General features: G+C 60.4%; 22 protein-coding genes, 1 tRNA gene and 4 pseudogenes. 6 read left to right on the forward strand and 21 right to left on the reverse strand.

Features of this window, described 5'->3' with window-relative positions:
- Nucleotides 1-237: 237 nt before the first annotated feature.
- The 5 genes from CRM89_RS18460 to CRM89_RS18480 all read right to left on the reverse strand — a co-directional run bounded on the left by CRM89_RS18460 (nucleotide 238) and on the right by CRM89_RS18480 (nucleotide 5802).
- Entirely contained in the window at nucleotides 238-981 is a 744-nt protein-coding gene (locus CRM89_RS18460) for a TetR/AcrR family transcriptional regulator (RefSeq protein WP_014349818.1), read from the reverse strand.
- A 106-nt stretch (nucleotides 982-1087) separates the two neighbouring features.
- Entirely contained in the window at nucleotides 1088-2119 is a 1032-nt protein-coding gene (locus CRM89_RS18465) for a ferredoxin--NADP reductase (RefSeq protein WP_014349817.1), read from the reverse strand.
- Nucleotides 2120-2164: 45 nt separating this feature from the next.
- Nucleotides 2165-3022, reverse strand: a complete 858-nt coding sequence (locus CRM89_RS18470; protein WP_014349816.1) for an SDR family oxidoreductase — start codon at nucleotides 3020-3022, stop codon at nucleotides 2165-2167.
- Nucleotides 3019-4617 carry an NAD(P)/FAD-dependent oxidoreductase gene (locus CRM89_RS18475; protein WP_081597586.1) on the reverse strand — a complete coding sequence of 533 codons (1599 nt, stop codon included), beginning with the start codon at nucleotides 4615-4617 and terminating at the stop codon, nucleotides 3019-3021. The genes CRM89_RS18470 and CRM89_RS18475 overlap by 4 nt, the downstream gene beginning before the upstream one ends.
- Before the next feature lie 198 nt (nucleotides 4618-4815).
- Complete coding sequence (locus tag CRM89_RS18480; protein WP_014349814.1) at nucleotides 4816-5802, reverse strand: diiron oxygenase; 987 nt, start codon at nucleotides 5800-5802, stop codon at nucleotides 4816-4818.
- 256 nt (nucleotides 5803-6058) lie between these two features.
- Here CRM89_RS18480 and CRM89_RS31790 point away from each other — a divergent pair, with 256 nt between their 5' ends.
- The 3 genes and pseudogenes from CRM89_RS31790 to CRM89_RS18495 form a co-directional block, all read left to right on the forward strand.
- Nucleotides 6059-6394 (forward strand): DUF4873 domain-containing protein, encoded by a 336-nt coding sequence (locus tag CRM89_RS31790; RefSeq protein ID WP_014349813.1) that lies wholly within the window; start codon nucleotides 6059-6061, stop codon nucleotides 6392-6394.
- 54 nt (nucleotides 6395-6448) lie between these two features.
- Nucleotides 6449-8086, forward strand: coding sequence for an MFS transporter (locus CRM89_RS18490; RefSeq protein WP_054811359.1), 1638 nt, complete (start codon nucleotides 6449-6451; stop codon nucleotides 8084-8086).
- 182 nt (nucleotides 8087-8268) lie between these two features.
- Nucleotides 8269-9325, forward strand: a pseudogene (locus CRM89_RS18495) (integrase core domain-containing protein); the annotation flags it as partial.
- Nucleotides 9326-9852: 527 nt separating this feature from the next.
- Here the strand turns inward: CRM89_RS18495 and CRM89_RS18500 are convergent.
- From CRM89_RS18500 to CRM89_RS18545, 10 genes are all read right to left on the reverse strand, one after another.
- Nucleotides 9853-10686, reverse strand: coding sequence for an alpha/beta fold hydrolase (locus CRM89_RS18500; RefSeq protein WP_158682527.1), 834 nt, complete (start codon nucleotides 10684-10686; stop codon nucleotides 9853-9855).
- 105 nt (nucleotides 10687-10791) lie between these two features.
- The gene (locus CRM89_RS18505; protein WP_178128354.1) at nucleotides 10792-11427 is read right to left on the reverse strand and encodes a hypothetical protein; all 636 of its coding nucleotides are present in this window, start codon (nucleotides 11425-11427) and stop codon (nucleotides 10792-10794) included.
- Nucleotides 11428-11459: 32 nt separating this feature from the next.
- A complete protein-coding gene (locus tag CRM89_RS18510) occupies nucleotides 11460-12416 on the reverse strand; it encodes an MlaD family protein (protein ID WP_014349808.1) in 957 nt (318 codons plus the stop codon).
- On the reverse strand, nucleotides 12413-13495 hold the full coding sequence (locus tag CRM89_RS18515) for an MlaD family protein (RefSeq protein ID WP_217439867.1): 1083 nt from the start codon (nucleotides 13493-13495) through the stop codon (nucleotides 12413-12415). The genes CRM89_RS18510 and CRM89_RS18515 overlap by 4 nt, the downstream gene beginning before the upstream one ends.
- The gene (locus CRM89_RS18520) at nucleotides 13495-14598 is read right to left on the reverse strand and encodes an MlaD family protein (protein ID WP_127516261.1); all 1104 of its coding nucleotides are present in this window, start codon (nucleotides 14596-14598) and stop codon (nucleotides 13495-13497) included. The genes CRM89_RS18515 and CRM89_RS18520 overlap by 1 nt, the downstream gene beginning before the upstream one ends.
- Nucleotides 14599-14600: 2 nt before the next feature.
- Nucleotides 14601-15563, reverse strand: a complete 963-nt coding sequence (locus CRM89_RS18525; RefSeq protein ID WP_048833144.1) for an MlaD family protein — start codon at nucleotides 15561-15563, stop codon at nucleotides 14601-14603.
- A 65-nt stretch (nucleotides 15564-15628) separates the two neighbouring features.
- Nucleotides 15629-16648: an MlaD family protein gene (locus CRM89_RS18530; RefSeq protein ID WP_014349805.1), complete on the reverse strand. Its 1020-nt coding sequence runs from the start codon at nucleotides 16646-16648 to the stop codon at nucleotides 15629-15631.
- The gene (locus tag CRM89_RS18535; protein ID WP_081505339.1) at nucleotides 16645-17694 is read right to left on the reverse strand and encodes an MlaD family protein; all 1050 of its coding nucleotides are present in this window, start codon (nucleotides 17692-17694) and stop codon (nucleotides 16645-16647) included. Before CRM89_RS18535 ends, CRM89_RS18530 begins: the two co-directional genes overlap by 4 nt.
- 6 nt (nucleotides 17695-17700) lie before the next feature.
- Nucleotides 17701-18567 carry an ABC transporter permease gene (locus CRM89_RS18540; protein WP_036542649.1) on the reverse strand — a complete coding sequence of 289 codons (867 nt, stop codon included), beginning with the start codon at nucleotides 18565-18567 and terminating at the stop codon, nucleotides 17701-17703.
- A complete protein-coding gene (locus CRM89_RS18545; protein WP_036542646.1) occupies nucleotides 18568-19404 on the reverse strand; it encodes an ABC transporter permease in 837 nt (278 codons plus the stop codon). It abuts the gene before it with no gap.
- An 837-nt stretch (nucleotides 19405-20241) separates the two neighbouring features.
- On the opposite strand from CRM89_RS18545, the gene CRM89_RS32035 reads away from it, so the two are divergent.
- A complete protein-coding gene (locus CRM89_RS32035) occupies nucleotides 20242-20373 on the forward strand; it encodes a hypothetical protein (RefSeq protein WP_255220970.1) in 132 nt (43 codons plus the stop codon).
- A gap of 597 nt (nucleotides 20374-20970) precedes the next feature.
- On the opposite strand, the pseudogene CRM89_RS18550 reads toward CRM89_RS32035, so the two are convergent.
- Nucleotides 20971-21871, reverse strand: a pseudogene (locus CRM89_RS18550) (NAD(P)/FAD-dependent oxidoreductase).
- A pseudogene (locus CRM89_RS18555) lies at nucleotides 21868-22458 on the reverse strand (cytochrome P450); the annotation flags it as partial. The pseudogenes CRM89_RS18555 and CRM89_RS18550, both read right to left, overlap by 4 nt.
- 81 nt (nucleotides 22459-22539) lie before the next feature.
- Here CRM89_RS18555 and CRM89_RS18560 point away from each other — a divergent pair.
- A protein-coding gene (locus CRM89_RS18560) for an IS3 family transposase (protein WP_086007605.1) occupies nucleotides 22540-23681 on the forward strand; the annotation gives its coding sequence in 2 pieces (ribosomal slippage) (nucleotides 22540-22807 and nucleotides 22807-23681; 1143 coding nt in all).
- 238 nt (nucleotides 23682-23919) lie between these two features.
- Nucleotides 23920-25008: pseudogene (locus CRM89_RS32305) on the forward strand (recombinase family protein); the annotation flags it as partial.
- Here the strand turns inward: CRM89_RS32305 and CRM89_RS31800 are convergent.
- The 4 genes from CRM89_RS31800 to glpR all read right to left on the reverse strand — a co-directional run bounded on the left by CRM89_RS31800 (nucleotide 24889) and on the right by glpR (nucleotide 26915).
- Nucleotides 24889-25284: a hypothetical protein gene (locus tag CRM89_RS31800; RefSeq protein ID WP_054814856.1), complete on the reverse strand. Its 396-nt coding sequence runs from the start codon at nucleotides 25282-25284 to the stop codon at nucleotides 24889-24891. The pseudogene CRM89_RS32305 and the gene CRM89_RS31800 sit on opposite strands and share 120 nt — an antisense overlap.
- A gap of 48 nt (nucleotides 25285-25332) precedes the next feature.
- Complete coding sequence (locus CRM89_RS31390) at nucleotides 25333-25482, reverse strand: hypothetical protein (RefSeq protein ID WP_195061857.1); 150 nt, start codon at nucleotides 25480-25482, stop codon at nucleotides 25333-25335.
- A gap of 181 nt (nucleotides 25483-25663) precedes the next feature.
- Nucleotides 25664-25739: transfer RNA gene (locus tag CRM89_RS18570), tRNA-Ala, on the reverse strand.
- A gap of 78 nt (nucleotides 25740-25817) precedes the next feature.
- Complete coding sequence (gene glpR, locus CRM89_RS18575) at nucleotides 25818-26915, reverse strand: gephyrin-like molybdotransferase receptor GlpR (RefSeq protein ID WP_172964542.1); 1098 nt, start codon at nucleotides 26913-26915, stop codon at nucleotides 25818-25820.
- Nucleotides 26916-26931: the final 16 nt, after the last annotated feature.

A 26931-nucleotide genomic window follows, 5' to 3' on the forward strand; every position in this document is an offset into this window, starting at 1 on the left:
GGCAAGCCCAACCAGCTGCTGCGTTGGGTAGAGCAGCACCGACGACGCTGACGCACCGAGCAATCGATGCGGACCAGGCCGATCGGCGGTCGTCCCGCCCACCGGCGATGGCGCGAAAACGGCATTGCTCACGGGTCTTTTGCCCCGCGGGGATGCAATCCGGCAGTGTCACCGCGCTATGGCAGATAAGCTCATCCCGCGTCGTCTTCGACCGGCGTTTGGCTCGAATTCGCTCAGCTAAGCCTCGATCAGTCCAATATTCTCAATCCGCAAAGTCGAATCCGGGTCTATCCGGATTCCACGAGCTCGCGCCGAGGAATCGATAATCCCCCAAATGATTGCGCTGAGATGCTCGACGAAAGCCTTTCTCGGCATAGCCGAGGTCGGATCGGATTGCGAGTTTATCCACCAATCCGTCGCGGAGAGGCTCGCCCCTACGATCGACTGCACCACCAAGTCTATGCCCGACGTGTCAGCCCCAGCGGTGTCCAAAACCGTGACGAAATGACCCGCAATGAAACCTGCCAGTTCACGTGCGTTCTCAAGAGCTGGATCCGATCCCGATGAATTGTCGCTAAAATGACTACGAACGAGAAACTGGAAGACGTTCTTGTGCTCGTCGACCAGCTGCGCGTATTGCTCGACGAGCTGATTCATCACACTTCGAATCGGATCGGATCCGAAATCAACGGTAGCAAGCACATTCGACCACATGAGTTCCTTCGCACGTTCGATAACAGCTGCACGAAGGCCCAGTTTGTCCTTGAAGTGGCGATACAGCTTGGGTTTTGTCGCACCCGCCTCCCGAGCGATGTCGTCCATGCTCGCGTCCGGACCGTACTTGCCGAAGGCACGGTACGCTGCGTCGACCAGTTCTGCTCGAACCAGGACCCGGTGCTCTTCCCATCGGCTCGAGCGTGCGTCAATTCGCCGAACCACCGAGCTACCGACCTCCCGAATCCGCTTTTGTGCGCCCGCCATCTGGCCGAGTATACGCTATCGGACAAGTGACCGATAGCGCGGGCGGCAATTGCGCGCTGGATCGGGCGAGCATGAACGCCGTTACGGGGCCTGCGCGAACGCATGGTCAGTCGAATGTCACAGTCACCGAATTGGTGGCGGGTACCGACTGGCATGCCAGCCGATCACCTTCCTCGATATCATCATCATCGAGTACCTCGTTTACTCTCATCTCTATATCGCCGTCGATAACCTTGCACACACATGCACCGCATCCGCCTTCCCGGCAGGAATACGGAGGCGAGTACCCCTCGTTCAACAAGACCTCGACGAGGGTCAAATCTTTCGGCCATTCCAGCTCGGCGCGATCACCATCGAGATATACTACTAGACGGGCTTGTTCGTTCGTCATTGATTCCTTGACGTAGTTCTCCACGTCGAAGGGATCGGAGTGCAGAGATTGGAATACTTCTCGGTGTAGGTTCCGGTGCTGCACGCCGGCTTCGCGCGCCGCGTCTACCACCAAATCCATGAACGCCGCCGGCCCACACAAGAAATACATCCGATTTCGGTACTCACGGCAGATTTCAAGGATTGCGCTTCGGTCCGGTAGCCCACGCTCGCTCTCCAGCCACTCGATGAGAGTCAGTCGCTCGGGAAACTGCTTGGCGAGGTAACGGAGGTCTTCACCGAAGATGACGCTCTCGGCATGCTGGTTGGCATAGAAGAGAACGAGATGGCCGCCACCTTCGAGCAGAGCCGACTTGACGATGGATAACACCGGGGTGATTCCGCTACCAGCTGCGAACAGAACCATGTCCGCATCCAGGTCTTTCGGTGTGAAGTGCCCGGTGGGCGGCAGAACGGTTACCTCAGCTCCAACCTTGATGTTGTCGCACAGCCAGTTAGATCCGTACCCGCCCTCCGTGCGTTTCACTGTGACAGCTAGCGAGTCGTCTGCATGCGGGGAACTCGAGAGCGAATAGCATCTGGCCACATATTCCCCGTCGCCGGCTCCGGGAATACGCAACGTAAGAAACTGCCCGGGGTCGTAGGCAAATACGCCCAATTGCTGCTCGGGCACCTCGAACCAAATGGACACCGCATCCGCTGTTTCCTGCACTACACGGGAGACCGTGAGTTCACATGGCATGCTCATCTTCCAGGATATTCCTTCTCTATTATTCCGGCCCGTGGCCCAGATTCAACTGTCGCGCTTGACAAGGCCGTAACGACGGCCGATCGCATAGCCGACACGGGCCAGCGGCGCGTTCAGGTCCTGATACCTCGGCCCCACCGCGCGGGCGACGAAATCGAAACCCAGGGCATCGGGTCCGATAAGGACTCGAGGTTTGTTCCGTCGCACGCCCTTCAGGATCGTTTCGGCGGCGCTTTCCGGAGTGGTGAGCGCAATACGATCGAAACCGGCGACAATCTTCTCCTGATCACCCATCGCGCCGACACCTCGAGCTCCGCGCACAATATTTGTGCGAACACCACCCGGATGCACGCATGTTACACCCACCGGTAGCCGGTTAATTCGCATCTCCTGGCGCAACGCCTCGGTAAAGCCTCGGACGGCGAATTTGGAAGCATTATATGCGCTCTGACTGGGAATGGCCATCAGTCCGAAGACACTCGACACGTTGACAACATGGCCGTCGCCCGAGTCGATCAGATCCGGAAGAAATAGTTTCGTGCCGTTCACGACTCCCCAGAAATTGATCGACATCAACCATTCGAAGTCGATCCATTGCATATCCAGTATGTCGGCGCCGAGTGCGACCCCGGCATTGTTGATTACCATACTGACCGAACCGAAGTCGCTGAGGACCTGACGACGATATTCCGTGAATGCGCTACGATCGGCCACATCGAGCTGATAGTGCTGGCATTCGACACCCAGCGCGGTACACATGGAGGCGGTTTCGCGGGCCCGTTCGCCGTCGATGTCGGCAATGGCCAGCCGCGCGCCCTCGCCGGCGAGTCGAATTGCAACTGCACGGCCGATTCCTGAACCTGCCCCGGTTACCGAGACGACTCGGTCGCTGAACTCTCTCATCTCGGCAAGCTACCCTTCTTGATCGAATTCGGAAGGAGGTCGCCGCTTCGATCACCTGTCGACTCGCCGACCAACGCGAAATCAGAGTCCGCGACATTGCGGGTACGCCGCCAATACTGCCAGGTGAAACCTGGCCAGACCGTCCGATTGACACCCTGTGCATCGAGGTACCAACTGGTGCACCCCCCGCTGCTCCAGACCCCGTTCACCAATTTCCGCTGGATGTCCGAGTTGAATTCCCGCTGAACGGGTTCACGCACCTCGAGCGCAGCTGCGCCACGTTGCTTCGCGAGCCGAATCGCGCCGATGATGTACCTGATCTGGCATTCGATCATGAATACCACCGAGTTGTGACCGAGCCCGGTGTTGGGGCCGAGCAGGAAGAACAAGTTCGGGAAACCTGCGGTGGTGATGCCGAGATGGGTTTGAATCCCTTCGTCCGACCATACGGAGGAGAGTTCACGACCGGACGCACCCTTGAGCCGGAGGTGGTCGAACCCGTCGGTTACGTGGAAACCGGTGGCATAGATGATCACGTCGACCGGACGCTTGTCACCGGACTGGGATATGATGGCGTCCTCGGTGATCTCGGCGATCCCGTCGGTGATGACGGATGTAGTGGGCCGATTCAGCGCTGGGTAGTAGTCACTGGAACCGAGGATTCTTTTGCACCCGATGCGATACGTGGGGGTGAGCTTCTTGCGCAGCGCGGGATCATCAATTCCCCGCGCTATGTTCCACTTTGCGACACTCTCGAGCGGACGCATGAAATTGATATGTCCGTTCAGTCCTATCGACAGTGACTCCGCTGACCAGTAGATGGCAGTCCGGAGGGCTTTGGCGAGGATCGGCGCCCTCGTGAGCAGGGCTTGGATCGCCTTCGGGACCTTGACGTTCCTACGGGGCAGTACCCACGCCGGCGTCCGCTGGTATAGATGCAGTTCATCGGCTACCTTGGCAATTTCCGGAACGAATTGGATTGCGCTCGCACCCGTCCCGATAACAGCGACCTTCTTGCCATCCAGTGTGCAGTCATGATCCCACTGCGCCGAGTGAAATGCTGCACCAGCGAACTTCTTCTGCCCCTTGATCTGGGGGATATTCGGTATATGGAGTGCGCCTACGCCTGAAACCAGGAATCGGGCAACGTACTCGTTGCCGTCGGAGGTCGTAACATGCCACGCGGAATCACCAGGATCCCAGTATCCGGATTGCAAGGCCCGCCCGAAATGCGTGCGGCTATAGAGATCGTACTTGCGTGCGAGACTCAGGAGATACTGCTGAATTTCATCCTGTCCTGCCCACAAGTGACTCCAATCCGGCTTGGGCTCGAAAGAGTACGAGTACATGTGAGAAGGGACGTCGCAGGCACAGCCCGGATATGTATTGTCGCGCCAGGTTCCGCCGATTTCGGAATCCTTCTCGATTATCAAGAAGTCATTCATTCCCGATTTCAGCAGTTGAATCGCCATTCCCATGCCGGAGAATCCGCTCCCGACGATGAGGACCTCTGTTGTGTGCACCCTCTCGCTCGCTGCACGACCTCCCGAACCATTGGTCTTTCCCGTGTATTTGGCAGAACGGTTATTACTCATCGATTTCCTCTGGACGTTGGCTCACGTGCGGTACAGGTGGCCACAAATTTTCGATAGCTACTCAGCTACTGCGGATATGTCGGACCGGCGGCAGGACCGAGGAGTTCGCGGGATTCGACGAGTGCCCGCCGCAACATATCACGGCGCGACTTGCGCTCAGCAATATGCGTGGTGCTGTTCACGCCGGTCCGAGTCTGTTCACCGCCGGGCGATATCGTCGGGCAGGCTCCTCGTCAGGCGCCAAAGGAACATGGTGAAGCGACCTTCCATCATTCCTGCCTCATCGAAGAATCGGATCATCGGCTCGGACATGAACTGCAGGTTCTCCCGGTAGTGCGGGCCGAATTGGCAAGCGAGGAACCCCCGCAGAGGATGCACGCCGACAGCACGGTACAGCTTGGGATTGATCAAGATCGGGTAGGACAGGTTCGCGACAACTGCGAGGACGCCGCGGTGCCATGCCCGCGAGATCCGGCCTCGCGACCGCATACCCTCGACAAGCTCGGAGCGCGCGAACGTGATGTGGCGGGCCTCCTCGAGCACGTGAATTTTCATCAACTGCCGGACCTGCGGTTGTAGGCGTTCGTCGTTCATCGCTTCACGCTGTGCCCGATCGAGAATCTCCTCGATCAGCAAGGTCGCGCCCTGGATCGAGGGCCCGAGCGGGACGAAATGCAGGATCTTCGCCAGCGACAGAAACCCCGGCGGAAGCTTGTAGGGCGGGATCCCCGTTTTGGCGATCAGACGCGCGAACATTGTGGAATGGCGGCTCTCGTCGCCAACCTCGGCAAGTGCGTATAGGGCCTTGTTGTCGACGAGATCACCCGTCGTGTTCAGCCGTAGCAACGCCATACTCAGCAAATTCTCGGCGTAGATCCCGAAGCTGAGGATGCTCACCAACTCATGTTTGCCCAGGTCGATCTTCTGTTCCTCGGAAAGCCGGTTCCACAGACCGGTGCCGTAGAGGGACAGGCGATGCTCGGGGAACCACGCCTTATCCGGCAACCACGGACTATCCCAGTCGATGTCGACTTCGGCGTCGTAGAACTTCTCTACGGAAGTCTTGAGCAGTCGTCCGGCCGATCGTTGCAGGTCAATGGGTCGCCGACCGCTCACGCGCGCCATACCGTCGGTGGTTACGGCAATCTGCCCGTTGGTCTCGGCCCTGACGTCACTGGTCGTCATCTGTCGCTCCTTTGAGACTCGATCGATGACTCTGCATCGATACATCCAGTCCGGATCAACGTCCGGTGGCAGTAACCCGGTATCCGCTCAAGAGTGCAATACGGGCAGTAGCGGATACTTTGGGTATGAGGTAACTTTGACCCCGGCGGCGCGGCTTGTCAAGGGCCGGCCCCGATCCCGACGCCGGGCTACTTGGCCCCAGTGCCGGGCGATCCGATCGCTGGCGTCGACTATCGACCAAACGGAGGAGTTCACAGTGAAGTCTCAGAGTCCGCACGATGCCTCTGACTACATCGGGCCGGCCACAGTGGTGATCGCAACCGACGACGTCGAGGTGCAAGTCGAACTGCGCGGCTATTTCCAACCCATCGACGGCCGCTTCAGCTGGTACGGGCGCATCCGCCAGAACGACGAACTCGACAATCTGTTAGGGGGACGCCGACGTTCCGTGCTGATCCGGACCAGTACGGGCGAGGCGCCGGCGACCATCGGCGATCGTGACTTCTGGGGCCGCTATCGAGTTCAGGGCAGAGGACGACCGCCCTATCACGTGCCGACGACGCTGGAGGAAGTAGAAGCTACGCAAAGCTGAGCCGTAGGACCTACGCGAATGCCGACGACGCCCCGAAGGGACCAGGATACCGACATGATCAGCTTTGGAGACCGGCTTCGCGACCGCAACTCCGCGGCTTGGACGCTGGCCATAACCTGTGCCGCAGTAGCATTGGTTGTTGCGGCCATGGCAGCGCTGTACACCGCTCTGCCTGCCCTTGCGCTCGACATCGGCGCAGATCAAAATGCTCTCACATGGATCGTCGACGGATACACGCTGGTCCTCGCCTGCTTGGTTTTGCCCGCTGGCGCGATCGGCGATCGGTATGGGCGCCGACGCGTTCTAATCGTCGGCCTGGCGGTCTTCGCGGCCGCTTCAGTTGTGCCTGTATTTCTCGATACTCCTGCGGCACTCATTGCCTCCCGGGCCTTGGCGGGCGCAGGAGCAGCTTTCGTCATGCCGGCGACCCTCTCGCTTCTGACAAGCAACCTCCCAGTGGAGAAGCGGTCGTACGCGGTCGGAGTCTGGGCCGGGATCGCCGGCTCGGGTGGCGTGATCGGCATGGTGGGATCCGGTCTGCTTCTTACCCAGTGGTCGTGGCATTCGATCTTCGTCGGTCTGACCGTCGTCGCACTACTACTGCTGGTTCTGGCCTTCACCGTGCCTGATTCACAGGACGCCGAACTCCCGCCGTTCGATCTTTTCGGCATGTTCTGGGTCGTGCTCGCCATCGGCACGTCGGTGTTCGCGGTCATCGAGGGTCCGTCGCGCGGCTGGACGGATGTCCGGGTTCTTGTCGCAGGTGCGGCGGGAGTAATCGGCACCGTGGCATTTATCCTCACCGAGGTGCGTGCCGAGCACCCGCTACTGGACGTGAGCCTGTTCCGCCGCCGGGGCTTCTCGAGCGGCGCGCTATCGATAACCATCCAGTTCCTCGTGACTTTCGGTGTGATGTACCTACTGGTACAGCACTTCCAGCTCATCCTCGGGTTCGATGCCCTCGGCTCGGCGCTGGCGCTGGCGCCGATGGTCGTTCCGCTTATCGTGATGTCACTCGTGTCGCCGGCAATCGCTGCATGGGCGGGATTGCGGGTGACGACAGCGACCGGTCTTCTGACCATCGCCGTCGGCTTACTCGCCATCCTTCGCCTCGACACCGGTTCGTCGTACTTCGACGTTCTCTGGCCCCTGTTGATCATGAGCGCCGGGCTGGGCTTGTCGGCCGCCCCCGCGACCAACGCGATCATGCTCGACACACCGTTGGAGAAGCACGGGGTATCCGCTGCGGTCAACGACGCGACTCGCGAAGTCGGCGCGGCCATCGGCATTGCCGTCTCCGGTAGCATTTTGTCCGCGAGCTATACTTCGAGGATCAACGAGGTGCTGGACCGCCTTCCCGAGCCCGCGCGCGCTCCGGTCCGCAGTTCCCTGGCCGGTGCCCTCGAAGTCGCTGAGCGTGCCGGTAATGTAGGAAGGCCTCTCGCCGACTATGCGAAGGATGCCTTTTGGAGTGGGGTGGAACATTCGGCGCTCGCGCTGGCAGCGATCACCATAGCCGGGGTTCTGATCCTCGTCCCACTTTCCCCTCCACGAAAAGCCGCCGAAAGCGGTATCCGACGGCGCCGCCGACGTCACCTCCCCTGGCCTACACACGCCGCTCGAACCAGTCGATCGGATGCCCACGCCAATGACCGATCGATGGCATCAGTGCGGCGAACACTCGATCCATAGTCAGTTGCGTTGTCCCCCATGCATCGCATAGCGGCCCGTAGGTCGAATGGGCAGTGTCTGATCATCGAGGATAGGTAGGTTCAAGTGGTGCGCGCTTTGCGAATTCGTCTGACCTGACCCGATGACATTTGGTCCGGCGGCTGTGAGAGCATTGCCGCCCACGTAGTGGGCAGGAACGCTCGATGACTATGGCGACACGAAAAGGGCACACACCTCCACAGGCCGTGCGCAAGCTGAGCAAGGCCGTCCACCTGCTGGGCGAGAATAAGGAAGTCGCCGTCACTGCAGATCACCATGGCCACCTACTAACGGTGGCGCAACCAGTTCGGCGGGCTGAAGGCCGGCGACGGCAAACGGTTGAAGGGCCCCGAACGCGAACACTCCACTCTGAAAAGTCTTCTCGGCGAGGCGAAGCTAGAGAAAGCTGCATTGAACGAGATCGCCAAGGGAACCTTCTAGACCCGGAACGCCGGCGGGCGGCCGTGGCGCACCTGGTGCGGGTGCTCGGGGTCCGCGAAAGGTTCGCCTGCCGGTTACCGGCGAACATCGAAGTACACAACGGCGCGTTCGAACCACCGACACCAACGCACATCCCGATGCGGCTTTGCGTGAATGGCTGCGTGCCTGGACGAAACCCATCCACGGCAAGGATTCCGCCGCGCCTACCACGGCGCCCGCAGCGAGTGCTGGACAGTCAATCACAAGAAAATCCAACGCCTCTGGCGCGACGAGGGATTACGAGGGCCGCTGCGGCGCCGAAACGCCTGGAAACCACCACCACGACGGAGGCAAAGGGCACCCAACCGTGTATGGGCAGTGGACTTCCGATTCGATGCCAGCGACGACGCACGCCCAGTCCAGATCGTCTCCATCGTCGATGAAACACACCCGCGAATGCTTGGGCCGGCTGGTGGAACGATCGATCACCGCCGACGGACTCATCAACGAATCGCTGTCGATCGCAACTACCCCGCCGCCCTGCGCTGCGGCAACAGACCAATTTCGCGTGCCAGGCGACTGGGCGGCGGAACGGGTCTGCTCAGCGTTCGTCACACTAGCCGACCCTGCCGCAACGGCTACATTGAATGGTTCAGCCGCCGCCGACGCGACGAATGCCCCAACATCAACAGCTTCTGGTCGTTGGCCCAAGCCCGCGTCGTGATCAGCGACTGGAAGGAAGAATACAATCACCGCCGAAGAGATTCCGGCCTGGGCTGCAACGCCCCAGCCGGATACGCTACAACCCTGCATCCCCTACAACTGGTTCTCACACGCGGCGGACCGACTACCGGGTCCCGTCACCGCTCAGGATACTCCGACCCGGTCGGCGCAGAACTGGTTGCAGGGCAACCGAAATCATCTCCCGACCGTTGTCCAACCTAGAACCGGGGCGGCGGACCGATGATGGTGACCAGCATGTTCTGTAGCTCGGTACCTGCCGCCGGGCACAACCTTGAACAACAGCTTCGCCGAGACGTTCGACAACAAGGTTGCGAACCCGCGCGCCGGGCCGCAACCGCTGAAACAGCCAGCTGGAACCCGCATTGAAATCGGTGGCTTCAAAGCCGACCATAACTAGCGGCACCGGCAGCCGGCGCTGGACTATACGACATCGGCCCCAGCGCGCTGCGGCTGCACCCACTACCCTGACAGTCATCATCCGGCTGTTGAGAAAGGGCGTTCCGCGGTTCCCGGACCGATATCAAGCTCTGATAGCGAACTATTCGCCTATCGTTACCCTCAGCGTATGACGAATGTTAATGCCGCTATGCGACGGTTGCTTCGCGTATGCGCGCTTCCCGAGTCAATCCGAGGAGATGGACGGCCACCTCACCGCTGCGTTCGTAGGGCAGGTAGTGCCCAGCCTTTTCGAAGATGACCAAATGACTCCCTGGAATACGATGCCGAAGCGCACGCGAGTGATGAACGGGGGTCAGGCGGTCACGAGACCCGACCAGCACGACGACGGGACAGCTGAATCTGCCCAGCACGCCGTAACGCTTGTGAGAGAGTATCGAACGGGTCAGCTCCGCGACATTGCGAGAATTGCTCTTCGCGAGCTGCAGCACAGCACGGTTCATATCGTGCCGACGAGGACGCGCTCCGAATAGGATGCCTCGTGTCGACTGCCGCATCAGGAAAAGCGGCCGGGAAGGAATCCTGATATAGGGTAGCGCCTCCAGACCCAGCATTATCAGCCTTCGCCAGAATTTGCTGCGCAGCATATTTCCCAGAATATCGCCCGCCCCTGTCGACACCAACGCGACGCCGAGGATTCTCGGTCCGAGCACCTCACTGTGACGTTCAGCCAAGGCCATGAGAGTCATCCCTCCCATCGAATGACCACCCAATACGACCGGACCCGTAGGCACAGTTTCCGAAAGAATAGTCGCAAGATCGTCCGCAAGAATCTCGAGGCTGGCCGGAGCCGACTCCGAATCCCCGTGTCCCCGATGGTCGTAGGTGACGACGCGAATAGTCGGGTCCGCAGCGATCACAAGCTGAGCAACGTCCTCCCAACTCTCGTGCGACAACGCGAGTCCATGGGTCAAGACCATAGTCACTCGCGGGGTCTGCGAGCCCCATTCGGTGATCTGCAATGTCGGACCGTCGTCCCGTGTGAGAGCGAGTCGGCGGCAGGGAACACCCGCGCTGGAAATCGAAGTCATTATTCCAAGCTCCTCAACGTCGAAAAACCCCGGTGACTATTTGGCCGGGAGTGCCGAGTCGACACCACCGACATCTGTTACCTTCCAATCCAGATTCTTGTCAACTGTTACGGTATAGGTAACAGTCGTTTGCGCACCCTCCGGTATCTGCGCACTCTTCGATGTCACATTCAGGAACACATTGACGACATAGACACCCGATCGTTCGGAGCGCACTGTCGCCGCGATGGGAACTCCACTAGAACTCCACTTCAGTGGCAGCACAATTTCTTTCAGCTGCGGAGCAGTGGCATCGAACTTGTTTGCAAGAACGGGCGAGACGTTGGACTTCAAACCACGAACCCACTGGTCGAAATTCTGATAGTCGATATTCGAGGCTCCGACTGCATACTCAGACGCTACTTCTTCGGCGCGCTTCTCCGCGGCTACGACAGCGTCCCGATCTTTCAACTCGCTCCTAGCCGAGAGCCACAACGGAATCGAAACGGCCACCGCGACAACAAGGAGGGCTACTGCGGTTCCCAAGGCCAGAGAACGCAGGCTTATCGAGAACGACCTCTCCGACCCGCGTGCGCTCGAGCCACCCTTGACCGACGTCCGAGGCACACCCGCGTCAACCGGCTTTTCTTCCGCAGCTTCGCGGTCAGTATCATGAGAATCTTCTGTGGGCATAATCAGCTCCGGTGTCTCTCGTTCTTTCACATCTATTTGACGGCGATCCGCATTCGCAAAGCACCGTCCCCCGTGACACTGAGTGCACGATCTATCAGGTCGCTTATGTTGATTTGCGCCATGGAGTTCGACGCGCTTTCCGCCAGTGGCTGTACCGCCGGGACCAGATCACGAAGATCGGGGCCGATCTCATTGATGTAAGACGTCACTTTATCAAGGAAGGGAATAAGTCCGTTTCCTTCGATATAGTCCCCGGGCATATTGCCGATTCGAGACAGTCGCGCCAGAGAGTCCGCGATGAGTGCGCCCCACGCTCCGGCTTCCTCCCACAGAGGGCCGGCGGCGGTCATCGACTCCTCGGCCCACTCCATATCAGCACCCATTGTTTGCAAATTCGTCAAGATATTACGGATTTCGGGTGACCTACTCAGAATCGTTTCCGAAAGCAGCGTTGTCGATGCCGCCAGACGCGGCATCACGGCTTCCGTTCCCGACAACGTCTGATCCAAGGTCTTGACGATATTGCTGATCGCCTGTGGGTTCAGTTGCTCGACCAGATGGGTGACAGTATGCGCCACATCAGGTATCGAGCGGGGTAGAACCACTTCAACCGCGTCGATACGCTGACCGTCGGCCAGGTAGGGCCCGGCATCAGTATCCGGTACGAACTCGATATAGGGCTCCCCCAACCCCGAAAGGTCCTCAACAGTAGCGCTGCCGGTCGCAGGAACCCTGTACTTGGGATCGAGACCCAGCACCAATTCGACACCACGCTCGGCCTTGTCGATAGAGTCGATCTCTCCTACCTTCACTCCTCTCAACAGGACCGGGGAACCGGGTAGCAAACTCCCGGTCCTCGGCAGAGCCATGGTCACAACAGTCCTGCCAGAAAACCAATCAACTCGAAGCACACCGAATGCTAGGTATGCGGTGCCCAAGACCAGCACGATTCCGATCGACACCAGGGATAGCACGGAACTCGACTTCATCGAACCACTCCGATCATCCGCAGCGACGCAAGAATACTGTCTATCCGATCGTCGTCCGATATGGGGCCGACGCCTTCAATGCCTACAATATCAACCTTCGGACCGCGCTCAACAAATGGAATAACCTTTTCGCGCAAAATGGCCACGGCTTTGTTCAAATTCGAGGGGGCGTTCAGATCAAGCGGGCGGCGAGTGAACAATAGCGGCACGAAGGCACGTGCGGCCTCATTGCCCGATTGCGCCAGGGGGCCGACCCACCGGAGAGATTCTGTGAGCAATTTGAATCCGTCGTACAACGTGATCAACCCGATCATGGAAGTCATCGAAGCAGCGGCCTGACTCACCCCCGACTCGGTCAGCAAATACTCCAGTTCAGGGGTTCTACGCTGCACCACGTCCGTGTTCGCGCGCAGACCGTTCAGCATTGCGTCGACGGCATCCAGGTGGTTGGCCAGGTCAATGATATCCGCACCGACTACCTCGGATATCGAAGCAGTCTGCCGAGTGTCGATCGGCAGCACCCCGTTCACGCGGTTCATTATCTCCTGAGCCTGTTGAATCCCTCCTCCTTGGACGAAGGTCGCGAGTACGTTCATGGTGTCCTCAACCTGCAGCAGCGGCTTCGTCTTGTCCAATCCGATGGTGGCGCCCGGGGGAAGGGCATCCTGCGTGCCGGTCGGCGGAGTCATCAGCGCGATGGAGACATCGCCAAGTATCGTCGGCTGGCGGAGTTCAGCGGTGGTGCCGACCGGCAATCGAACCGACGCCATCAGGTCGACATCGACGGCAACATACCCGTCGTGGTCCTCGCCCGCGTCGACCAGTGACACATCGCGCACGACCCCTGCTCGCAGACCATCGACTGTAACCTTCGCTCGCGCTGGCAGATTCAAGGCGTCAGCGAACAGAATCCGGATACCGTACCGGTCTCCAGAAATTCCGGTCCCCGGAACGGGAACCTCCGCGGGATCGAATCCACATCCGGGAACTATGCACACCATTGCCACCGCGGCCGCAGCGATGAACCGACCACCACGCTCACGAGCAGATCGCGCCCATACGACTCGTCGCAGAACCATCACCGCGCACCTGCCGTCCCGAATATCAACGGAAGAACCGAAACCTTCTCCAACTCGTTCTCAGCGGACTTGCAGCTACCTGGCACGACACGCTCGATGGCCGCGCATACCCGCTCTGCGTCCGCCGGCGGCAGCTGAGCCACCGGCGCCGCGTAAGTCAGGATCGGTGAACCACCCTCCTGCGCCGTCGCCCTCTGAAAAGCCTGCACCAGCGGTGGCGTCAGGTCGATTATTTCTTGTACCGAGCCGATATTCGCACGGGCGAGACGCGCTAATGGGACTGTCGCGTTCAACGCTTCGAGAATTTGGTCACCAAACATTGAAGTAATCTCGTTCAACCATGGCACAATGATCCGCAACGAATCGATAATCGACACGGTGCGCTCAAAGATGCCATGATCGATCACTTCGAGACCTGGAGCCAGACGAGTGATCATGGCCTTGATATCGCCCCATCCGCCGGCCATGCTGTCCGATAATGATCGCAGTGAGTCGATAAGCGCACCGATATGCCCGATAGCAGCATTGGGGGAATTGAGAGCACGACCCAACTTGAGGATCGTATCATTCATTTCAGGTCCTGTTCCGGATAATGCGGCATCTAAGGCCGCGAGCTCATCCGCAAGCCTTTCACGCTGTGTCGAATCATTTCCATCGGTGATCTCTGCAGCGAGGTTGCCCAGCGCATTCATAGTCTGCGACATGCTCTTTGGCGTCAGTGTACGGGTAATGCACTGTCCAGAATCCCATTCATGCTCGGCTTCGCTGTCATCGAGTAATGCAAGCGATCGGTCCGCGACGATTGTGTCGGATACGGTGGTAGCTGACACCTGACCGCGGGGCGAATGGCTTACCTCTACCTCGAATTCGACACGGACCATGTCACCATGAGGTTCGATACGCGTCACCGAGCCGACTCTGACCCCTCGCATGGTGACATGGTTCCCGGCGTACAAGCCGATTGCATCCGGCATATTCGCGCAATAGCTACGCATCCTCTTGGGAGGCTCGATGATCACGAAGTATCCGACGATCAGAATTGCACATACGACCGCGACACCGAGAACGGACATGAGACCCCGGGACGCCAAGAGCTTATTCATCGTCAGCACTCCTTTCCGGGGACCGGAATACACACCGACGGTACCTGGACAACTGTCGCGGATTGGTCGACCACGAGCCCATCCTTCGACGACGCGATCGGCTGGAGCCGCGCCAGTAGGTCGCGCGTATTCGTGACAACCTGTCCCATTTCTTCACCCAGACGTTCCAGCTCAGGGATGACGTCGGCCAGGGCTCGCGCAACGGATTGCAACCTGGATCGATACGCCGGCTCGAGGCCCGCGATACGCGCGAGAAGCTCGTCCATCAGCCGGACGGCTTCGTAGATCTCGGCCTTTTTGTCGAGGCCCACTGTCTCCATCAGATTGACGCTGTCGATCATTCCGCCGAGTGTCGCCTTCGACTCGTTGATCGCGCCGAGATACTCGTCCGCCATCGCGAGCGTGTCCGAAATGTCACGGTTCTGGCGGTCGAGGATGTCGACCAGAGATCCGAATGCCTCTGTTGCTCGGCGAATGCCGGACGGTCCACTGGCAATCGCAGCGTTCATGTTCGTCAAATTCTGCCGCAACGTATCGCCATCGATATCATCGATCGGCCGAATCGCGTCCTCAAAAGTCCGACCCAAGCTGTACGGAAGATGGACCCTCTCGGCGGGAATGGACGAGTGTAACGCAGAATTCCCCGCCGGCGTCACCGCGAGGTAGCGGCCGCCGATCAGTGTCAGCATACGGATATCGAGACTCGTCTGGTCACCGATGAAGATGTCGCTGTCGACGGTGAAGCTCATTCGAACGTTCCTTCGGCTCAGCTCGATGGACTTCACCGCACCAACCGGCACACCCGCGATTCGGACGTCATCGCCAACCTTGACCGAGCCCACTTCCGGCATTTCCGCCCAGTATGTGGACTCGTCGAAAGGTACTACGTAGACTACTACGCTCGCCGTCAAGACCGCTCCCATCACTGCGGCCCCGACGGCAGCCCAGCGCAATTCTCGGTCCATGCTTCGAAGGGGAGCACTCACCGTCTGCAACGCGGTACCCCCGCGAACACGGAATAGCTTACTGATCACCGCTCGCATATCGAGATCCTTTGCCCACTGATCAACACATGTAACGGCGCCGGAACTTCGGCGTTGCCGTTCGAGCAGTTACGATTGATGACCGGTCCATCGGCGGGAACCCACGCATTCAGTGTCTCGAGAACGGCCGGCAGCTTCCGCAGCACCTCGACCGCCTGTTCCGGGTCCGGAAATACTGCCCCCAACAGGGCATCGGCATCGGCGTTAGGTCCGGCCGTCAAGCCGAAGGCCTCGAGAAGGCCGTTCAATGGCGCGATCACGTCTGGTGCCATGAGGGCGAATTCGACAATTCCATCCACCTTGCTACGCAACGTGGACACAACCGAGGCCAGCTCCGAGACAAGTCGGACGAGATGCGAGGATCGGCCACCGATATGGTCGGATATCTCTTTGAGATTTCCGACCAGAACGGTGACTACCGCTTGCCTGTCCAGCGCATAGTTGGACAAGGCTTCGATAGAGTCGAGGACGGAACCGACGCCCGCTCCGTCTCCCTCGATGACAGCGATCATGTTCTCTGCGAACTTGTTCACCGCTTCGGGCGACAGCTCTGCGAGTACCGGTTGTAAGCCGTTGAATAAATCCGTAATGTCGAACGACGGGATCGTGTTGGCAATATCGATCTTATGTCCGGCCGTCAACTCCGCTGTGGTCGGCGATGATTGTTGAACATCGAGATATCGCTGTCCTACGAGGTTCTGATAGCGAATCGCCAGCACAGTGTTCTCGTAGATCGGGTGATTGCGCTGGACCGCAAATCCAACCACCGCTCGACCACTGGCATCCAAGGTAATCGATCGTACCTCGCCAACTCGAAGACCATCCATACGGACATCGTCGCCGGCCTTGAGGCCGTTCGCGTCGACGAATTCAGCCGAGAATTCTACCACGTCTCCAGATACGGGGCGTTGCACCGTCTGAACGATGATCGCGAGCAGCACAGTGATCACGACGGCAGACACGATAAGTTTTGCGCTGGTCGCCAGAAAACTTCGCTGTCTTGTCATCGGCCACCTCCGATGTTGGATGTCGGCGGAAGACCCGGCAAGAACGCGGTGAACGCTGGAACCATATCGAGAACCAACTCGATGTTCAGAATCGGACCGTCTGGAGTCGACGTGAATGATCGGTCTAGACGTGATAGGAGTTCAGTGAGCTGCATGCTCGAGGCGCCGGGGGTAGGTACCATTTTAGTTGCCGTTGACAGAACCGGAGCGAGCATAGCCGCATAGTCCGACAGATGACCCTGAGCCGCGAATAGAGTTTCCGCCAGCCCAGGAAAGAACTCCCGACCTACAGTATTGACTGTCGAATCGAACAGCTCACGATCTGTATTCAAGATCTCGATCGTGGTGAGCCGATTTATGAGGCCGACCGTACCGTCGATCATCGATGCAGTCCCGACTAGCATGGAACCGTATTGGTCCAGCAGCTGCGATATCGGCATCGTCTGGGTTTCAGCAATGTTCCGGCTGGATACAACGATTGCCTCCATGAGAGGTGTGAATTGCCGGGCTATTGTCGCGCCCCGTGTCAGGATCTCGGTCAATTCCGGGACGAGAATGTCTCCAGTTGCTTGAGCTACGCTGCGGATGAGAACACCCATCGTTGCGTCTCGTTGCCGGTCGGCTCGCGGCCCCGTCAAATCGACGATACTGCCATCCCGTAATGGAGCCCCACCATCACCTGGTTTCAGCGCAATTTCACTGATGCCGAACAAGTTCGATGGCGAGTAGTCGACGAACAGCCCGTCCGTGAGACCTGCCGATTCGGCGCTTTCCAGTCTGAGAATCAATTGTTTCGCCCCATCGTCCGATTCGATCGCCGAAACATCACCTATCTCGATACCGTCGAATCGAACGGGTGTTCCGACGGTGATTCCGTCGCCGATGGACTCGGTACGCAGCAGTACCACTATTCGATTATCATCCTGTAGGGCCATCACAACAGTCCAGGTCAAGGCTACTACGATCACTGTGATCACGGCGAGAACACCCAGCATGACCGATGACCGCTTCGATGTCGACACACCCGGCATTTCATAGCGAGACATCGTTTCTCACCCCGTAAATTCGATGGAGGAGTTGACGCCCCACAGGAGGAGGGTCAACACCATATCCAAACCGATGATTGCCACGAAGCTTGCTCGGACAGCACGTCCAGATGCGATTCCGACGCCTTCTGGCCCACCAACGGCGAAGAACCCATGATAGCTATGGATAAGAATCACAGCCGTCCCGAATACGAGAACCTTTATCACCGAGGCCGTCACATCCCAGCCGCTGATGAATTGATAAAAATAGTGATCGTAGACACCGGCGGCTTGGCCATGAAGTTGCACGATCACCGCGCGACAAGCGGCATAACTCAGGATCAAGGCGATCAAGAATGTCGGAATGATTGCCACGGCCCCGGCGATGACCCGGGTGGTCACAACGAACGGTATCGATCGCAGTCCAAGCGACTCGAGTGCATCGATCTCCTCGGAGATCCGCATAGCGCCGATTTGGGCCGTAATACGGCATCCGGCTTGTGCGGCGAACCCGACGCCCGCAGCAATCGGTGCAAGTTCCCGTGTATTGGCAAAGGCCGAAACGATGCCGGTCACCGGCCCCATGCTGATCAGGTTGAGAGTGGTGAAGGACTCTACACCGACCGAGCCTCCGATCACCAGACCGAGTACCACCAGCATCGGCACAGTTCCACCGCCGACGATAATGGACCCTTGGCCCCATGTCATATCCGTGATCACGCGCATAGTCTCGGCTCGATATCGCCTGATCGTGAACGGGATCGCGGACAGCGCCTCCCAAACGAACGCGAGTACGAAACCGATCGACTCCAGGGGCGCGATGCGCGCTCCGAACGGCGCTATTCTTCTCCTGAGCCTCGCCAGCCGAGGTGGAGTAACCTTTACCTCCGACATCTAGGCCAGCCTCGTCGGAAGGAACATCGACACCAGCTGAGTAATTATGAGGTTCGTGATGGCGATGGAAACTACGGAGAGAACTACAGCCGCGTTCACGCCATCCGCCACTCCGCGCGGACCGCCTTTTGCCTCGAGCCCCCGCTGGCACGCGATCACGACCACGATGAATCCGAACAGCACGGACTTGGCTATCGAGACACCGATGTCCGCGACAACGGTGAAAGAGCCGAACGTTCCCCAGTAGCTGCCGGGGGTCACTCCCTGGGGGCCGATTGCGACCGCATATCCAGCTATCACGCCCGTGAAGATGATCAAGATATTGAGCATCGGCGCGACGAAAACCATCGCCACCATCCGAGGAATAACGAGTCGGTGCAAGGGGCTGATGCCCATCGTTCGCATGGCATCGATTTCTTCGCGAATGTTACGTGCACCCAGATCCGCCGCGATTGCGGCCGCTCCGGCCGCACCCAGCAGCAGCCCTGTTGCCATGGGGGCGCCCTGTTTGATCACACCCAATCCACCAGCGGCACCGAGCAGGGAGTCCGCCCCGATTTGATGAATCAAGTTTCCGACCTGGACGGAAACGATGACACCGAAAGGCACGGCCATCAGGATGGCCGGAATCGCAGTAACGGTGATCAGATACCAAGCTTGATTCAGTGCCTCTCGCCACTGGAATCTCAAACGAACGATATCGCTTACTGCTCCCGCAGCCGACTCAGAAGCCATCTGCGTCGACCGGCCAAAAGTTCTGAGCGCCGACACTACGGTTTCGGAAAAGTTTTCCCTGAGCAACCTCGTCGACGTCGATAGCGCGCTACGTTCAGGCATTACCACAGATTCCCGTCCTAACCAAGAGTATCGCTCCGCAACGCAACTGGCGCGCCCGCTAGGAAAGTGTCGACGATCCGGCATAGCTCGTTCTCCGAATGATCGGAATGGCTTCGCCGGTATGACGTACCTCGTCGGGTCATTATCGAGCGCACCCTGCTCACGGCACCTCCTTGTGCACTACTGCAAGTACCAGACACTCTGGGTATGAGTATGTGGTGCTGCTCACGCAGTGTCAATAGAGGATTTCGATCGATCCCGGGACGCGCGAGCGACCCTCTGGCAACCGAGCGATATCGCCCCGGCGAAAGTCGGCCGATAGCAACCGCGACGTGCGACGACACCATCCACATGAGCAGTCTCGCCCATCTACGGCCGAGGAAAGTGCGGTTGTGGTGCAGGGGCGGTTGGCAGGCATCGGCCACCGAAGATACTCCCTCGGTCACTACTCCGGCTGCACTTTGCTCCGCTTCCGTCGCTGGGTGGCGCCGTTTCGCACTGCCTGCTTCGGCATTGCCAGTCCACCCATAAGCCCTGATCGACGGGAATGATCGCGACCAGGCAGCTCCGGCAGATGAACCGCCCGGGTGTGGTGCCCACGCATTTCGGCGGAATGAAAGCGGTCTCTGCGAGGCTCGGAGCGACCCGTAAGCCCTGCGCAATTGGGTGCGCCGCGCCGCGGTCGACACCGGCGGCGCCGAAGGCGTGTCGACGGAGGCAGCGAGGGAGATTTGCCAGCTGCACCGCACGAATAGGGAATCCGAGGAACGATCGGAATCCGCGAAGCGGCAACATCTTTCTTCGTGCGACTAGCGGCCGCGATAGCAGTGGCTGATCGTGCGCGGCAAGAAGGTCGGCATGACCAAACCGAACCAGGCCGCGTCGAGAGCGACCGACCTGGCGGACCGGCAGTTTCGGGTTCTGGCGCAGAACACGCGGCTCATGGCCGATTCACCTACATCCGCCTGATCACCGATGTTCGTCTACCGCGTTCGTCGTCGATGCCTACGCCGGCTGCGTCCTCGGCTCGGAATGCTCGACCAGCGAAGACGCCACGTTTGCGGAGAAGGCGATCCGGCCCGCGGTCGCTCTGCGGGCTCGCGAAGGTCTTCCGGTCGGTGGAGCGATACATCATTCCGATGTGAGGTCTCGATACACCGCAGTAAAACTCGTGGAAGCACTGGCGGTCTCGGATCTCCGACGGTCGATCGGGTCGGTCGGGTCGGTCGGTGACGCCTACGCCAACGCGTAGGCAGCAACCACGATGCGGTTCCACACAACCGACGCGATCCCCAGCGATTCCTGTTTCGGCGCCGATCCGCTCACCCGGCTCGACGACGTCGAGCTCCTCAGCGAGGACTGAGTCGGCTGGTTAAGTCCCGAATCGTGCACTGCTGGGGCTGCAACCATCGGCCGAACACGAGACGGGCTGCTATGCACTGAACGTCGCGCAATCGGCTGGGGTTGGGCAAAACCGGTGCATCGAAGCAAGAGCGGGTCAGCCACCGCTGAGCCGGCCTACGCCCCACGCACTGCCGCGTAGCCATCACCCAACAGACCGTGGCCTCAGGCCGAGCCGGCGAGCAACAGTTCGTCCCGGTTGATGTGGAGTTGCTGCGTGATTGCCCGCTTACTGAATACGAAGTCGCGGGGGCGGTTGATACAGTCGGCGGCAACGAGCTCGCCGGCGCGGAGGTAAAAGCAGGTGAAGTCGCGGTCCCCGGATGGGTCCCCGCTGAGGACGACTTCGTCGTATCCGGTGTTGAGGCCGGCGATCTGGAGCTTGAGATCGTATTGATCCGACCAGAACCACGGAAGCGCCGCTATCTTCCTGGACTTCCCGTTGATGGTCGCGGCTGCGACCTTGGCCTGCTCGCTGGCGCTCGGCACCGACTCCAGGCGTATACGGCGGCCATAACGGGCCATCCGGTGACTGGCGCAGTCCCCAGCCGCGACGATATCGGGGTCCCAACGCTCGCAGGGAGGCGGCCGTCTCCAGTCCGATGTAGCCGCCGCCGACGATCACGGCCCGCCGCCCGGGGCGGGCAGCGGCTCGGATCATCTCGACATCGGCGGCGGTGCGTAGGTAGTAGACCCCTGCCAGATCGGCGCCCGAGGTGGCGAGCCGACGAGGGCGGGCACCAGTGCACAGCGCGAGCTTGTCATAGGGCAATGCGTCGCCAGTGCTCAGTGCGAGGCGACCAGCCGATCGATCGATCGCCTCTACTGTCGCATCCACGAGTTTGATTCCCTGCTTGCGATAGAATTCCGCGCTGCGGATCGCGAGCTCGTCAATTGTGCTCTTCCCGGCCAGATAGGCTTTCGACAGCGGAGGGCGTTGATAGGGTAGAGTCGGCTCCTCACCGATGAGGACGACCTCGCCCGTCCACCCATCCTGGCGCAGACTGGCCGCGAGTTGGACTCCACCATGGCCGGCCCCGACGATGAGAGCTCGCTGTACACTCATACGTCTGCCTTCGGAGTGAGGCGGACCATCATCTTGCTGATGCCCCGCACGAAGTTGGACTGCACGTACTCGGGCTCCCCCACGACCTCGATATTCTCGAAGCGAGGAAGCAGCTCCTCCCAGAGGATCCGAAGCTGCAGCTCGGCCAGCCGGTTGCCCATGCAGCGGTGGACGCCGAAGCCGAAAGCGATATGGTTGCGGGCGTTGGACCGGTCGATTATGAACTCGTCCGGTCGTTCGAACACGCGCTCGTCGCGATTGCCCGAGGCATACCACATCACCACTTTGTCGCCCTTGCGGATGAACTGGCCGTTCAGAATTGTGTCTGCCTTGGCGATCCGGCGCATGTAGGCCAGCGGAGTTTGCCACCGGATGATCTCCGAGACCATATTGGGGATCAAGCCCGGGTTCGCCTTCACCTTATCGAACTGGTCAGGGAAGCGGTTGAGTGCAAGCACACCGCCGCTCATCGAGTTCCGGGTCGTGTCGTTGCCACCGACGATCAGCAACAAGAGGTTGCCCAAGAACTCCATCGGGCGGTCGATCAGATTTTTGGTGTTCTCGTTACCCTGCAACATGGTGATCATGACCCGTCCCCCATGGATGCGACCAGCCGGAATTAGAGTCTCGTTGGCCCTGATCAGGGGTTAGAAGGGACTATGGGAACCATGGCTGGACGGAAACGGCATTCCGCGGAGGACATCGTGCGCAAGCTGCGGCGCGCCGATGAACTGGCCGCGGAAGGCTTGACCGGCGAGCAAATCGCCGCTGACCTGGGAGTCTCGGCGGCGACACTCTATAACTGGCGTCGCCAGTACGGCGGCATGGACACCGACGCCGCCAAAGAACTCAAGGAACTGCGGGAACAGAACGCCCGATTGAAGCGGCTACTCGCCGACGCGGAACTGGAGAAAGACGCGCTGCGCGAGATTTCGAAGGGAAAATTCTAGGCCCAGCGGCCAAGCGCCGCGCCGTGGACATGCTCAGCGAGGTCATGGGCATGTCGCAACGGTTCGCGTGCAAGGTCGTTGGGCTCGCTCGGTCGACATACCGCCGGTGCCCTGCCACGCAAACACCGGCAGACCCCGACGCCGGGACGCGGGCGTGGCTGCGGAATTATGCGGCCAAGAACCCGTGTCATGGGTTCCGCCGGGCCTGGGCAGTGCTGCGGTTCGACGAAGGCCACCGGATGAACATCAAGAAAGTCCACCGGCTCTGGCGGGAAGAAGGTTTGCAGGTGCGGGCGCATCACCCGCGTAAACGGGCCGGCACCTCGTCGGTGCCGGCGGTGGATGCGGATGCGCCGAACGTGGTGTGGGCGCTGGATTTCCAGTTCGACTCTACCGTCGACGGGCGGGTGGTGAAGATCGCGTCGATGATCGACGAGCACACCCGCGAATCCCTACTGCACCTGGTCGAGCGGTCGATCACCGGCGAGCATCTGGTCGCCGAACTCGAGCGGGTCTTCGCCGTCCACGGGGCGCCGAAGGTGCTGCGCCTGGACAACGGGCCGGAAATGATTTCGGCAGCACTGCAAACATTTTGCCGAGACCGGGTCGGGATCTCGTATATTCCGCCGGGTACCCCCTGGAACAACGGGTACGTGGAATCGTTCAACCGGCGCCTGCGCGTGGAATGCCTCAACCGCAACCACTGGACCAGCCTGCTCGAAGCGAGGGTGGTGATCGCGGATTTCAAGCACGAGCACAACCACCGGCACCGGCATTCGGCGCTGGGCTACCGCACCCCGGCCGAGTACGCTGCGGCCTGCACCCACACCCACCACCCCGTGGGCTGCGACATCAACTGAACACCGACCGAACGACACCGACTCTGAAACCGGGTGGTCGCGTTATCGGGGACTGGCCAAATTATCAATCCTGGACGAAACTACATAATTAAACTCCGGCAAAAGTTTGCCCTAACCTCCCCGATTCGCAAATACAACGGATCTCGAATCGACGACCGTCAGGGAATGTAACACCCTCTGTCGAATCATAATAATATCGATCGCGAAAATACCGTGACGTCGAGAATAAGGAATCTCCATGGTGAGCGCGTACGTAGGCCCGGGGAACGATGCGGATGACGACTTGGCATCCGAACTCCCATCACTGCCAGCACCTTTGAAGGCGGGCGACCGTGCTGTCATCTACCTACGTGTCTCATCGCCGGGGCAGTTCAAGACAGACTACGACCCGGAAGGCATATCGATTCCCGCTCAACGTGTCGCCTGCCAGAACAAGGCAAATCAACTCGGCCTGACCATCGTCGACGAATACATCGAGCCTGGCCGGAGTGCGACCGAAATGTCGAAACGAGTCGAGTTCCAAAAACTGCTCGCTCGAATTCGAAACCATCAAGACGTCGACTACGTCATCGTCTACAAACTGTCTCGTATGGCCCGAAACCGGTTCGACGACGCCATCGTCATGGCCGACCTCCGCAAGCGAAACGTCACCCTGGTCTCCGCCACTGAATCCATCGACGACTCGCCGGTCGGCCAGCTCATGCACGGCATCCTCGCCACCTTCAACGAGTACCAGTCCCGCGAGTCCGGCGCCGACATCTCCTACAAGATGGGCCAGAAAGCCCGCAACGGCGGCACACTCGGCCGCGCCCGGCTCGGGTACCTCAACATCTTCGACCGATTCGACGGCCGCGAGATCCGCACCATCGGCGTCGACCCCGAACGCGCACCGCTCGTCCAGCTCGCGTTCCAGCTGTACGCCACCGGCGACTACACCCTCGACGAACTATCCGAGGAACTCTACGACCGCGGACTGCGCACCCGACCGACCCACCGCCACCCCGCCCAACGAGTATCCAAAAACAAGCTCTCGACGATGCTGCGCGACCGCTACTACCTCGGCTACGTCATCTACAAGGGCGAGGAGATGCAGGGCCGACACGAGCCGCTGATCGACGAGAACCTCTTCGACAACGTCCAAGAGATCCTCGAATCCCGGACCAACGCCCACGAACGCCGACGCGTCCACCACCACTACCTCAAAGGGTCACTGTTCTGCGGACGCTGCCAGCGGACCGGGACCGTCGGGCGGATGATCATCCAGCGAACAACCAACCGACACGGCAACGAATACCTCTACTTCTTCTGCCGCAACAAACAGAAGGGCACCTGCAACGCGCCACACATCAACGTCGCCCTTGTCGAAGACGCCGTCGAGGCGCACTACGCGACGATCCGATTCCGCAGCGACTTCATCACCAGCATCCGCAACCAGATCGCCGAAGCCATCAACGCTCAAGAGACCGCCGACCGACTCCTCCAGAAACAACTGACCACCGAACTGCAGGCACTCGACGCCCAGGAAGAGAACCTCATCGACCTGGCAGCCGACGCCACCCTTCCGCAGCCCAAGATCAAAGCCAAACTCCGCGACATCGCCCACCAACGGCGACGACTGACCGAACGCCTGGCAACAACGACCGAAGACCTGTCATCCAGCGCCCGACTCATCGACGCCGCGCTCACACTGCTGGAGAACCCCCAAGAACTGTATCGCCGCTGCAACGAACACCAGCGCCGCCTGTTCAATCAGGCAATCTTCCAACAGCTCTACATCGACGACGAGCAGATCAACGGCCACCGCCTGCACGAACCCTTCGGACAGCTACACGCCGCCCAACGGGCACAAGCAGGAACATGCGGCGCAACCCGGCACAAGACAAGCCGGGATGCTCCTGAATCAGGCAACTCCCGAATGAAGGGAGGAGTAGGGGTCCTACTCCAGGGCGTTCATTCAGCCCCGGGTTCTAGTAGTGACCCTATGGTGGAGCTAAGGGGAATCGAACCCCTGACCTTCTCGATGCGAACGAGACGCGCTACCAACTGCGCTATAGCCCCGTGCGGTTCCGGGGAACCGCGCTGTGACACTGTATCAGGCGGGCGGCCCGGATACCGAATCGCCCGCCTGAGCTGGGGTTATTCGCCGACTGCCCGGCGCATGTCGGTGCCGGTGCGGTGGCGCAGGGCGCGCGCGGCGGCGGGGTCGAAGGCCTCCAGGTGTTCGAAGAGGGGGTCTTCGTCGTCGACGTCGAGCAGGCTGGAGCGGCGGCGGAGGGCGCGGGCGGTGGCGCGGTCCATGCCGCCGCGGGCGATGGCGTGCTCGTCCTCGTCGTCCTCGTGGTCGTCGGCCTGCTCGGGCACCGGCTCGCCGCGGCGGCGGGCCAGCCGGGCGGCGCGGCGCCTGCGGATCTCCTCTTCCATGCGCACCTGCTTGCGCAGGTAGGCCAGGTAGGTGGCCAGCACGACGACCGAGAGGCCACACGCCCACCAGAACAGCGGCGTGAGGATCAACGCGAGCGCGCCGGACATGATCGCGGTGAGCAACAGGGCCAGCACCGCGCGCTGCCGGAAGGTGTAGCGGGCGGCGCGGGCGATCGCGTCGGCTTCGGGGTCGTAGCCGCCGCGTCCCCGCCGGGTCGGCACGAAGTCCGGCTCGTCCTCGTCGGCGGAATCCTCGGCGTGGTCGAACCCGGCTCGATCTTCGCCTGCCTGATCGAACTGGGCGTCGTACTCGGCCGCCGGTTCGGGCGCGCGGACCGGCACGGCCGACCTGGCGGGTGGAATCCGGGCGGTGACGCGTTCGCGGCGCGGGCGCGGCTCGTCCTCGTGTCCGGGGGCTGCGTGGTCGTCGGCGGTGGCGTCCTCGTCGGTGTCGTCCTCGTCGGAGGCCGCCCGACCGTCCTCGCCGGACGACTCGGCGCGGGTCCGGCCGCCCCCGGTCTCATCGGCGGCCGGTTCGTCGTCGGAATCGGCCGGGACGCGGGCTTTCTCGCCGTCCTGCGTCTTTTCCGCGATCTCCGCGTCGGCGGAATCATCGGCGTCCGCGTCGATTTCGCCGTCCCGCTCGCCGCGGGCGCGGCGCGACGCGTCGGCGTCCGGCGAATCCGGTTCCCGCGGTGCGGAATCGGCGATGTCGGAGTCGGACGGCGTACCGCCGTGTCCGGCTTCGTCGGACGTGCCGGTCACGGCGTCGTCGTCGGTATCGGTGATTTTCTCGTCGGCCGGTGTGCTCATCCGGTCCTCCGCATCA

The organism is Nocardia sp. FDAARGOS_372 (genome assembly GCF_002554515.1).
Taxonomy (GTDB): Bacteria; Actinomycetota; Actinomycetes; order Mycobacteriales; family Mycobacteriaceae; genus Nocardia; species Nocardia farcinica.